The organism is Enterovibrio paralichthyis (assembly GCF_019209835.1).
Taxonomy (GTDB): domain Bacteria; phylum Pseudomonadota; class Gammaproteobacteria; order Enterobacterales; family Vibrionaceae; genus Enterovibrio; species Enterovibrio paralichthyis.
This window is the reverse complement of the sequence record NZ_JAHUTS010000031.1, coordinates 38,887-46,526: the sequence shown is the minus strand read 5'-3', so window position 1 is coordinate 46,526 and position 7,640 is coordinate 38,887. Positions and strand designations below refer to the sequence as shown.

The window sequence follows — 7,640 nt, the reverse complement described above, 5'->3', positions numbered from 1 at the left end:
ACTCTTCAATTAGAATTTTGGCTCAACGAATACTGTTTTGTTTTGTCTCCGCTTTTAAAAAAGCAGAAGCAAAACGAATTGACTGTGCCGATAACTCCGAAGAGTTTCGTTTGGTCACTCAGTTCGTCGATAAATCTTTTTGTCTATCAATGACGAGTGCCCACACAGATTGCATTGGTCAAATTGTTAAAGAACGTTGACTTGGTTCGCTTGCTTCGTGAGCCGCTTGCCGTGTCGATGTGGCGCAGTATAGGGACTTCGAGATTTGGCACAAGTGCTTTTTTGAAAAAAATCACACTTTCGCGTTCAAGTGTTCAAATAACACTCAAAACCTGCGTTTTTGGCTATTTTGCCTACAGAGAAAGTGATGATCATTGTCGATCAAGATCCCATGCTTGGATCCAAAACTTGCTAGATAGAAGTCTTCGCGCCGTTTAAATCCCACAAGACTATTGAGTAAAGCACATCTCCACACATTCGTATGATTATTTTTGCGCCATCATTGCTACTCGCTAGCCCAATAAATTTGGCGGATCTAATAACCCTTTATTTAGATACAAAAAAGCCCGCTTGCGCGGGCTTCTTCTTTTTTACGTGGGATGATTACATCATACCCATACCGCCCATGCCGCCCATATCAGGCATTGCAGGACCGTCTTGTTTTGGCAGCTCAGTCACCATAGCTTCTGTAGTGATCATCAGACCTGCTACAGATGCTGCGAACTGAAGTGCTGAACGGGTAACTTTGGTTGGATCCAGGATACCCATCTCAATCATGTCACCGTATTCACCGGTCGCTGCGTTGTAACCGTAGTTACCTTCGCCAGATTTAACCTGGTTTGCCACTACAGAATCTTCGTCGCCAGCGTTCAGTGCGATTTGACGGATTGGTGCTTCCATAGCGCGCAGTGCAACGCGGATACCAACGTTTTGCTCTTCGTTGTCACCTTTCAGGTCTACAACTTTGCTTGCCGCGCGGATCAGTGCAACACCACCACCAGCAACCACGCCTTCTTCAACTGCTGCGCGAGTCGCGTGCAGTGCGTCTTCTACGCGGTCTTTCTTCTCTTTCATTTCAACTTCAGTTGCTGCGCCAACTTTGATTACCGCAACACCGCCTGCCAGTTTCGCAACGCGCTCTTGCAGTTTCTCTTTGTCGTAGTCTGAAGTTGCATCTTCGATTTGCTGACGGATTTGAGCAACACGGCCTTGGATAGATGCTTCGTCACCCGCGCCATCGATGATGGTGGTGTTTTCTTTAGTAATAGAAACACGCTTCGCTTGACCCAGATCTTCCAGCGTCACTTTCTCCAGTTCCATACCGATCTCTTCAGAGATAACAGTACCTGCAGTCAGTGTCGCGATGTCTTGCAGCATCGCTTTACGACGGTCACCGAAACCTGGTGCTTTAACAGCAGCCACTTTCACGATGCCACGCATGTTGTTCACCACCAGCGTTGCCAGTGCTTCACCTTCTACGTCTTCTGCAATGATCAGCAGTGGACGAGAAGATTTCGCTACTGCTTCCAGCGTAGGCAGCAGTTCGCGGATGTTAGAGATTTTCTTATCAACCAGCAGGATGAATGGGCTTTCCAGATCAACAGAACCAGACTCTTGGTTGTTGATGAAGTATGGAGACAGGTAGCCACGGTCAAACTGCATACCTTCAACCACATCCAGCTCGTCTTGCAGAGACTGACCTTCTTCAACAGTGATGACACCGTCGCGGCCTACTTTTTCCATCGCTTCTGCAATGATGTTACCTACGGTTTCATCAGAGTTTGCAGAGATAGTACCAACCTGCGCGATAGCTTTGGTGTCGTTACACTCAACAGACAGCGCTTTCAGTTGCTCAACCGCAGCAACCACTGCTTTGTCGATACCACGCTTCAGATCCATTGGGTTCATACCCGCAGCCACTGCTTTCAGACCTTCAGTAATGATTGCCTGAGCCAGTACAGTTGCGGTAGTGGTACCGTCACCCGCTGCGTCGTTTGCTTTAGACGCAACTTCTTTCACCATCTGTGCGCCCATGTTCTGGAATTTGTCTTCCAGTTCAATTTCACGCGCAACAGACACACCGTCTTTGGTGATAGTTGGTGCACCGAACGATTTGTCCAGAACCACGTTGCGGCCTTTAGGGCCCAGAGTCACTTTTACCGCGTTTGCCAGAACGTTTACACCTTCCAGCATTTTTGTGCGTGCATCATTGCCAAACTTAACGTCTTTAGCTGCCATTTCTCTCTTCCTTTTTAAATCTGTTTTTCAGTGAAATAGAAATTACTCAACGATAGCCATGATGTCGTTTTCAGACAGGATCAGGACTTCTTTACCGTCAATTTTTTCGGTCTTGGTGCCGTAGCCTTCTGAGAAGATAACAGTGTCGCCAACTTTAACGTCCAGTGGCTGCACATTGCCGTTTTCAAGAATACGGCCTTTACCTACCGCCAGCACAACGCCACGGGTAGATTTCTCTGCAGCTGAACCAGTCAAAACGATGCCGCCAGCAGATTTAGATTCAACTTGTTGGCGCTCAACGATTACTCGATCATGTAATGGACGAATGTTCATCGGTCGTCTCCTGATAAATGTAGTGATCCGTGTGATAAAGGAATTGGAACTTGCCACACAAAGCAGGTTCCGAAGTTTTGAATCCCTGAAAGACGCGTCATTTCAAGGTTCAAGTTGATTTGCGTATAACGTGGGGATGGGTTATCTCAATCCCAAGGGGCGGAACGCAAATTTTTTCTTTTTTTTGCTCAATACCTTTTGCCCCATCACATTCTATGAATTAGGGTAGCGCTGCCTTTGCAATTAACACGATATGCAACTTTGCATCTTCGTCGTCTTCCCAGCAGTACCTCTTATCGAGATTGGAATGAAGGATAAACACGGCCTGCTCTCCGGCCCTATCGATCAAACGCTGAAAAACATGACCATCCCTATGGTGTTTGGCCTTGTGGCGATCCTGGCGTTTAACCTCGTCGATACCTTCTTTATTTCCCTGTTGGGAACCGATGCACTGGCTGCTGTCAGTTTTACCTTTCCCATCACCTTTGCAGTGAACTGCATCACCATGGGAATTGGCGTTGGGATCTCGACCGGCGTTGCACGTCTTCTCGGGCAGAATGCCCAAATCAACGCGGCGCGGCTCTCAGGTCATGGTCTTTTGCTGGCTGTGATACTGGTGATTGGTGCTAGCGCATTAGGTCTTGCCACCATCGACCCACTTTTCCGTCTGCTCGGCGCGCAGGACAACCTGCTGCCTTTAATCCATGACTATATGTCAGTCTGGTATCTCACCATTCCGCTATTGGTGATCCCGATGGCGGGCAACTCGGCCATCCGTGCCACGGGCGATACCAAGACGCCAGCCAAAATCATGGTTGTCGCCGGCTTTATTAATGGCCTTCTCGACCCATTACTGATTTTCGGCTTGGGCCCAGTTCCCGCCCTTGGTGTGAAAGGCGCCGCTATTGCAAGCGCGATTAGCTGGGCGGGCGCCTTGGTCTGCTCGCTGTACGTGTTAATAAGAAGGGAAAAACTGCTGGCCTGGCCTTCGCCGGGCAAGATAGCGCAGGACTGGAAAGACATTCTGGCTATCGGCACCCCGGCTGCATTGTCCAATGCACTTAACCCGATTTCCGGTGCGATATTGATGGCGATGCTGGCCGCGCAAGGTACCGCAGCAGTTGCAGCTTATGGCGCAGCGCAGCGTGTTGAGTCATTGCTGTTAATTGTGATGATGGCGCTGACATCAGCCCTCACGCCTTTGATGGCGCAAAACTTTGGAGCTGATAACCCATCGCGGGCTTTTGAAGGCCTGTTCCGCGCAATGCGTTTTTCCATTTTGTTTCAGTTCATCGTGTTTATCGCCATGGTGCCACTCAGCCTGCCGATTGCCGCACTGTTCAGCCAAGAACCTGCGGTGCAGGATAAACTCTGGCACTACCTGATTGTGGTACCGGTGAGTTATGGCACGCAGGGCGTGATGATGATGCTGGTCAGTGCATTGAACGCGATGAAAAAACCGGTTCATGCTTTTGCCATGAACCTGGTGCGCCTGTTTGTATTGCTGCTACCTATGGCCTGGATCGGCCGTTATCTGGATGGCACGGAAGGGATGTTTATCGGCATCGCAGTCGCCAACGGGATTGCCGGTGTCTTGGCCTATCTCTACGCACTCTCACTTCGGCGCAGCATCCCGCTGCTCGCCCAGAAAGCCGGTCAGTAGTCCAGACCATCATCTGCCAGTTGGCGCGTTCGCAGTTGCAGCGCATCAAGAGCCTGATACAAATCACGGTACTGAGAGCCCGTCAGGCCATCCAGCATGGAACGCTCCCACTCCAATACCCGCGGCACAATACGGTCGTAAAGCGCCTTGCCGTCATCGGTCAACCGAACCAGTGCCGCACGCTGATCGGTAGCATGCGCTTCCCGACTAACCCAGCCGCGCTCTTCCAGCTTGGATAAAATGCGCGATACCTTCACTTTATCCAGGCTGGTTTCGCGGGCTAAATCCCTCGACATCACCCCATCCCGCGCGCCCAGAGACGCGAGTATGCGCCATTCCGGCCGGGATATTCCAAACTCATTCTCATAAATGGCCGCCATGCTGTCAGCCACCTTTTCCGCGGTTTGCACCAGCTTATAAGGAAGGAAATTATCAAGAGAAAGATCAGGCTTAACCATGTGAATCCTTTTACTGCATTAACGCGGGGTCAGGCATAAAGCCAGTGAGGAAGCGCGAGGGAAATCGCCGGTATAAAGGCGATAAGCGCCAGCCTGACCATGTCTGCCACCCAAAACGGGACGATACCACGAAAGATAGTTTTGGTGCTGATGTCCTTGATCACCCCTGAGAGCACAAACACATTCATCCCCACCGGCGGGGTGATAAGGCTGATTTCCGTCACCACCACGACCAGAATGCCAAACCAAATCAGGTCAAAACCCAGACTCTGCACCAGTGGAAAGAAAATCGGCACGGTAAGCAGCAACATCGACATACTTTCAAACACACAGCCGAGCAGCAGGTAAACCAGAATGATAATGCCCATCACCGCAAAGGGTGACAACTCCATGCCTGTTACCCACATCAGGAGTTCATCAGTAAACCCGGCGCGGTTGATAAAGTTGGAAAAAATCAGGGCTGAAATCACCACGCTGAACAATACCGAAGAGGTAATGGCCGTATCGACCAATACTTCTTTTAGTACCGGCAGGCTGAGCTGTCGCTTAAGCAAAGCAATGACAAATGCACCCGCCGCACCAATACCCGCCGCTTCTGTGGGCGTAAATACCCCGGCATAGATACCGCCCATCACCAGAACAAACAGCACCAATGTCGACAACACGCCTTTGAGCGCCGCAAATCGCTCCGGCCAACTCAATGCTTTCAACGGAGGGGCACTTTCCGGATCGCGGGAGACCGCCCATTTCACAGCCAGTAAGTAGAGGACGACCCCAAGCAAACCGGGAATTAACCCTGCCGCGAACAGCTCGCGGATACTGCTTTCAGTCAGCAAGCCATACACCACCAGCATCACACTGGGGGGAATAAGGATACCCAGCGTGCCGCCAGCGGCAATCGAAGCCGATGCCAGAGAGTCGCGGTAGCCGTACTGGCGCATTGGGGGCATCGCGACTTTCGACATGGTCGCCGCTGTTGCCAGACTAGAACCGCAAATGGCCGAAAAACCGCCACAGGCCAGAATGGTCGCCATCGACAAACCACCCTTGCGATGACCGACAAAGGCATTGGAGGCACGGTAAAGCTCACTGGAAATACCGGCCTTGTTCACCAGGTTTCCCATCAGGATAAATAGCGGGATCACTGACAGGCTGTAGTCCTGCCCGGTATCCACAATGCGGCGCGCCGCCATAGACAAGGTGGCATTCCAGTTAAAATCAATCAGCCAGGCAAAGCCGACAAATCCCACGATCCCCATGCTGTAAGCCAGCGGAAACCGTGCGAGCACCAAAAGAAGAAGGACTGCAAATCCAATCAGGGTTTCCGTCATCAGTTATGCTCCGAAGGTGAAGGGGAAACAGCAGGATGGCGAAGCACTAAGGCGACAACCAACCCCAAAGCGGCCAGCATAGAAAACCAGCTCATCGCTGAAATGAAATAGACCAGATAGGCAGTGGGAATGGCCAGCACATCGGTTTCATCACCGTAACCCAGAGCGCGGTCAGCAAGCAGCCAAACTTTATTCGCCACCAGCCCAAGAGCTGCCGCACTGACAAGGTTAATCACCACTTCACGCCAGCGCACCCAACTGTCCGGCACATAGTCATCCAGCAAATCGACACAGATATGCGCGCGCCGCCAGGTCACCAGGGGATAGGCACCAAACACCACCACGGCCAGTGTCAGTTCAATGATCTCCACCCCGCCGCTCAGCGGGGCATTGAAAAAGTAGCGGCCGACAACATCCACTGTCGTGGCAACCATCATCAGCATCAGCGCCAGGGCGATAATACCTTCCAGCAGAAGGCCGCTAAAACGAATCAAAGCAGTCATGATGCTCACTGCCCATTAAACGATGAGACTTGTTCGCGGTAGTAATCGAGGGCTGCCTGGGGATCTTTTATGCGCCCGTCGGCCTGTTTCAGCCATTGCGCTTCGATACCCTCAGCCAAAGTTTTCGCTTCAGCCACCATCTGAGCATCCGCTTCAACCACAGGTGTGCCTTTAGCGAGGTTGTCGGCGACGCCGGCAGCGTCAGCCTCATCCATCATCTGGCCAAAAAGTTGGGACAGTTTTTCACCGGATACGCTCAGCACCGCTTCCCTGTCTTGATCTGACAAACTGTCCAGGGTGTCGCGGTTCATCAGGATACTGAAGCTGCCGCGGTATAAGCCGCCAGGGAATGACACCGTATACGGTGCCACTTCGTTTAAACGGAAGCTTTTCAGGGTTTCCAGCGTAAAGAACGCGCCATCCACTACCCCTTGCGACAACGCTTCATACACCTTGTTGGGTGGCAGTGCGACAGGCACAACGCCCATGCGTTCAGCCAACGTGGTCATCACATCCCCGGCCACACGCATCTTTTTGCCTTTCAGATCAGCAAAGCTGTTTATGGGTTCGCGGGAGATAATGGCACCCGGGCCATGAACGCCCACCGCCAGCACTTCCAATCCTTTATGTTCCTTACCTTTTTTCAGGTATTTATCAAAGGTGCGCCAGTAAGCTACTGAGGCATCTTCCGAAGAAAGTGTGTTATCAAAAGTGGGAATTTCAGGGAGTTTGGTCAGCTCAAAACGTCCTGGCTTAAACCCATGGAAGAACCAGGTGACATCCGCCACGCCATCTAACACCAAATCAGCCTGAGCCGGTGGTGGGCCCATGTTGTATTCCACTTTGACATCGACCCGTCCGTCGGTCGCTTCTTCTACCCACTTGCCCCAAGTCGGCCACACCTTGGCGTTAATACCATGGTTGGGTGATGCCCAGGAGCTGATGCGAAGAGTTGTCTCGGCAGCCTGAAGGGTGAAGGAGAAACTGAGAACGACAGCGGCCAAAGACCAGGAAATTGCTTCACGTTTCCACATGTTAACGACTCCATATTTGTTTCAAATGCAACCAAAAGGTTACACAGAAGGTTCCTGTATCCGATGCACACGAAAGCCGT

The 7,640-nt window shown here is 51.5% G+C and carries 8 protein-coding genes; 2 read left to right on the top strand and 6 right to left on the bottom strand.

Going from position 1 to position 7,640, the window contains the following annotated elements; genetic code table 11:
• The coding region (locus tag KU854_RS22310; protein ID WP_218360507.1) for a hypothetical protein at nucleotides 1-200 on the top strand (200 nt) is incomplete at its 5' end.
• Nucleotides 201-603: 403 nt separating this feature from the next.
• Here the strand turns inward: KU854_RS22310 and groL are convergent.
• Nucleotides 604-2,238, bottom strand: coding sequence for a chaperonin GroEL (gene groL, locus KU854_RS22305; protein WP_054780181.1), 1,635 nt, complete (start codon nucleotides 2,236-2,238; stop codon nucleotides 604-606).
• 42 nt (nucleotides 2,239-2,280) lie between these two features.
• On the bottom strand, nucleotides 2,281-2,571 hold the full coding sequence (locus KU854_RS22300; protein WP_218360506.1) for a co-chaperone GroES: 291 nt from the start codon (nucleotides 2,569-2,571) through the stop codon (nucleotides 2,281-2,283).
• 307 nt (nucleotides 2,572-2,878) lie between these two features.
• Here KU854_RS22300 and KU854_RS22295 point away from each other — a divergent pair, with 307 nt between their 5' ends.
• On the top strand, nucleotides 2,879-4,234 hold the full coding sequence (locus KU854_RS22295) for an MATE family efflux transporter (RefSeq protein ID WP_218360505.1): 1,356 nt from the start codon (nucleotides 2,879-2,881) through the stop codon (nucleotides 4,232-4,234).
• Here the strand turns inward: KU854_RS22295 and KU854_RS22290 are convergent.
• The 4 genes from KU854_RS22290 to KU854_RS22275 are packed head-to-tail and all read right to left on the bottom strand — an operon-like array spanning nucleotide 4,228 to nucleotide 7,560.
• On the bottom strand, nucleotides 4,228-4,692 hold the full coding sequence (locus tag KU854_RS22290; RefSeq protein ID WP_054780182.1) for a MarR family winged helix-turn-helix transcriptional regulator: 465 nt from the start codon (nucleotides 4,690-4,692) through the stop codon (nucleotides 4,228-4,230). The two genes, KU854_RS22295 and KU854_RS22290, sit on opposite strands and share 7 nt — an antisense overlap.
• Before the next feature lie 29 nt (nucleotides 4,693-4,721).
• Entirely contained in the window at nucleotides 4,722-6,023 is a 1,302-nt protein-coding gene (locus KU854_RS22285) for a TRAP transporter large permease (protein WP_218360504.1), read from the bottom strand.
• The gene (locus tag KU854_RS22280) at nucleotides 6,023-6,526 is read right to left on the bottom strand and encodes a TRAP transporter small permease (protein ID WP_218360503.1); all 504 of its coding nucleotides are present in this window, start codon (nucleotides 6,524-6,526) and stop codon (nucleotides 6,023-6,025) included. Before KU854_RS22280 ends, KU854_RS22285 begins: the two co-directional genes overlap by 1 nt.
• Before the next feature lie 5 nt (nucleotides 6,527-6,531).
• A complete protein-coding gene (locus KU854_RS22275) occupies nucleotides 6,532-7,560 on the bottom strand; it encodes a TRAP transporter substrate-binding protein (RefSeq protein WP_218360502.1) in 1,029 nt (342 codons plus the stop codon).
• Nucleotides 7,561-7,640: the final 80 nt, after the last annotated feature.

Bases quoted from the DNA above. Each gene is read 5' to 3' on its own strand.
- groL (WP_054780181.1), bottom strand. From the start codon at position 2,238: ATGGCAGCTAAAGACGTTAAGTTTGGCAATGATGCACGCACAAAAATG.
- KU854_RS22300 (WP_218360506.1), bottom strand. From the start codon at position 2,571: ATGAACATTCGTCCATTACATGATCGAGTAATCGTTGAGCGCCAACAA.
- KU854_RS22295 (WP_218360505.1), top strand. From the start codon at position 2,879: ATGAAGGATAAACACGGCCTGCTCTCCGGCCCTATCGATCAAACGCTG.
- KU854_RS22290 (WP_054780182.1), bottom strand. From the start codon at position 4,692: ATGGTTAAGCCTGATCTTTCTCTTGATAATTTCCTTCCTTATAAGCTG.
- KU854_RS22285 (WP_218360504.1), bottom strand. From the start codon at position 6,023: ATGACGGAAACCCTGATTGGATTTGCAGTCCTTCTTCTTTTGGTGCTC.
- KU854_RS22280 (WP_218360503.1), bottom strand. From the start codon at position 6,526: ATGACTGCTTTGATTCGTTTTAGCGGCCTTCTGCTGGAAGGTATTATC.
- KU854_RS22275 (WP_218360502.1), bottom strand. From the start codon at position 7,560: ATGTGGAAACGTGAAGCAATTTCCTGGTCTTTGGCCGCTGTCGTTCTC.